The organism is Glycocaulis sp. (assembly GCF_052168375.1).
Taxonomy (GTDB): Bacteria; Pseudomonadota; Alphaproteobacteria; order Caulobacterales; family Maricaulaceae; genus Glycocaulis.
Window position 1 is genome coordinate 1 of the sequence record NZ_JBQLZR010000314.1, and the last position, 2538, is coordinate 2538.

At 66.7% G+C, this 2538-nt stretch carries 2 protein-coding genes and 2 pseudogenes; 1 reads left to right on the forward strand and 3 read right to left on the reverse strand.

The genetic code is table 11. The annotated features are described in order from the left end of the window. From ACTS2Z_RS13015 to hemC, 3 genes and pseudogenes are all read right to left on the reverse strand, one after another. Positions 1 to 289, reverse strand: a pseudogene (locus tag ACTS2Z_RS13015) (hypothetical protein); the annotation flags it as partial. 40 nt (positions 290 to 329) lie between these two features. After that, on the reverse strand, positions 330 to 1058 hold the full coding sequence (locus tag ACTS2Z_RS13020) for a uroporphyrinogen-III synthase (protein WP_442573640.1): 729 nt from the start codon (positions 1056 to 1058) through the stop codon (positions 330 to 332). Beyond that, on the reverse strand, positions 1055 to 2023 hold the full coding sequence (gene hemC / locus ACTS2Z_RS13025) for a hydroxymethylbilane synthase (protein WP_442573641.1): 969 nt from the start codon (positions 2021 to 2023) through the stop codon (positions 1055 to 1057). The genes ACTS2Z_RS13020 and hemC overlap by 4 nt, the downstream gene beginning before the upstream one ends. Positions 2024 to 2074: 51 nt before the next feature. On the opposite strand from hemC, the pseudogene ACTS2Z_RS13030 reads away from it, so the two are divergent. After that, positions 2075 to 2538: pseudogene (locus tag ACTS2Z_RS13030) on the forward strand (tRNA (adenosine(37)-N6)-threonylcarbamoyltransferase complex transferase subunit TsaD); the annotation flags it as partial.

A 2538-nucleotide genomic window follows, 5' to 3' on the forward strand; every position in this document is an offset into this window, starting at 1 on the left:
TGTCCTGCACAGCGTTCAGGCGGGCATCAAAACCGGCAAGCTGGCTTTCCAGCTCGGCCAGGCGGGATGCCTCACCGTCCGAGGCAGGCGGGCTCAGACTGGCAGCATACCAGCCGGCTGCGCCCCCTATTGCGCCTGCCAGACCCAGCATCACCCCAATAGCGGCAAGACGGGCCAGAGCCTTGCCGCCGCCAGAAGCGCGCTTTTCGGGCTTGGCCGGCTCGAACTCGGCATCAATCGGTTCGGCATCATTGCGTGATGCGCTGGGATCGGAAGCGTTGGCTGTCATGATCGTCCGGTTGCTTGTGTCTCGTGCGCCGCCTTGCACTCTAGGGTGCGCCGCCGGGCTTAGCCAGTTCGCGCAAGGCGTGAAGCAGGCTTTCCTCTCCGGGTTGCGTGGCAGTGATAACGCGCAAACCCTTGGCGTGTAGCGGCACGGCTGCGCGTTCGGAAATGGCGATGAAGGTCAGACGCGCCAGCGTGGCAGAGAGTTGCGCTTCGTCCACAAGCGTCACGAAGCGTTCAGCCCCGCGGGCAGAATGGATCAGTACGATTGCCGGGTCATCTCCGGAGAGATGCGTGCGGGTCCGCGTGGTCAGTCCGCGTGCCAGACGGGTGCGGTAGACCGTGCGGGTCGTCACCGCATAGCCCAGCACCTCCAGCATGCCCGCCAGATCACCGGCCCGGTCCTCACCGCTCAGGTGCAGGACGGGTGTCCTGGCGCTCAGGCTTGCGGCAATCAGCCGCGCAAGCTCCTCAGCATCGCCTCCGGCACTTGTAACGCTGGCAAAACCTGCCTCGCGGGCGGCACGGGCCGTGCCCTCGCCGACCGTAAAAACCGGCAGGTGAAGCAAGGACGCAGGTTCGGTGAGCGCACGAAGCGCATTGGCGCTGGTCAGGGCAATGGCGCCAGCGGGACCCGGTTCGATCCGGGCCCGTGTGCGCACCACTTGCGAGACCGGGCAGGCAATCGCTTTCAGGCCCATCGCCCTGACAGCCCGAACCGTTCGCGTATTGCCCGGCTGGGTGCGCGTCACGATGACAGGCGGGCTGGTCATGATCCGGTGCCGGAAAGAACCGCTTCGAGCGCTGCACCGCCGTCTGCGCGCAAGCTGCGGCCAAGCTCCAGTCCGAACTGGCGGGCCTCGATGAGCGTGGTGATGCCGCTCTGGGCGGATTGCAGCCGCCAGCGCTGCTTGCCATCGGGTTGCAGCACCTCGGCGGTGAGGTCGAGAGTGCCGCCTGTGAGAGTGCCATGGGCCGCCAGTGGCGTGCGGCAGGAACCATCGAGCGCTTCCAGCACGCCGCGCTCAGCCGCTATTGCAAGCGCGGTCTCCTGATGGTTCAGCGGTTCCAGCGCGCGCCGGGCGGCTTCGTCGCCTTTGCGTATCGTGATGCCTACAGCGCCTTGCGCCGGGGCGGGCAGGAAGTGCGCAAAATCCAGCCCTTGCCCGTTCGCTTCCGGACGGCCCAGCCGCTTCAGCCCGGCCTTTGCCAGGAAGGTTGCCACGATCGGTCCGTCGGCGAGGCGTTGTAGGCGCGTGCCGACATTGCCCCGCAAAAGCGTGATTTCGATATCAGGCCGGGCGTGCAGGGCCTGGGCCTGACGCCGCAAGGAGGCGGTGCCAACGAGGGCGCCGTGTGGCAGGTCCTCCAGACGGGCCGGGCCGCTGGCCATAAGCAGAATGTCTGACGGGTCTTCGCGTTCCAGCACACAGGCCAGCTCCAGCCCGTCCGGCAGATGGGTGGGGACATCTTTCATCGAGTGGACGGCGAAGGCTGCCTCACCATCCAGTTGCGCACGGTCAAGCTCGCGGGTGAAGAGCCCCTTGCCCCCGGCCTCGAGAAGGGCGCGGTCGGTGATCTGATCGCCAGTGGTAACAAGGCCAAGTATCGGAAAGGCCGCGTCGGCATCGAGCGGCCCATGCGCGCGAGCCAGCCCCGCCTGCACCATGCGGGCCTGCGCCATGGCAAGCGGTGAGGTGCGGGTGGCAATTGTCATGACAGGCAGGGTGGGGGCCAAAGCTGATCTCCGTGAGTTGTCAGCCTGCCGGGGCGGCGCTAACGGATGGGTATGGCGTTATCGCATTCACACACACCCATGCAAGCAGGCGCACCGGTGACGGTGCTGGGTCTGGAATCGAGCTGTGATGACAGCGCGGCGGCAGTTGTCCGCCTGCACGGCGATGGACAGGTAGAGGTGCTGGCCGAACGGGTCATCAACCAGAACAGCGCGCATGCGCCGTTTGGCGGGGTCGTGCCGGAGATTGCCGCGCGCAGCCATGCCGAACGCATGGATCATCTCAGCCGAGAGGTGATGGACGAGGCGGGGCTCGCCTTTGACGCACTTGACGCTATCGCGGCGACGGCCGGTCCGGGCCTTATCGGCGGGGTCATGGCGGCCCTGATGACAGCGAAGGGCCTGGCGCTGGGCTCAGGCAAGCCGCTGATCGCGGTCAACCATCTCGAAGGCCATGCGCTATCGCCGCGCCTTGTGGAGCCGCTGGCCTTCCCCTGGCTTCTGCTGCTGGTCTCCGG

Coding starts and splice junctions, on each gene's coding strand:
- ACTS2Z_RS13020 (WP_442573640.1), bottom strand. CDS start 1,058: ATGACCAGCCCGCCTGTCATCGTGACGCGCACCCAGCCGGGCAATACG.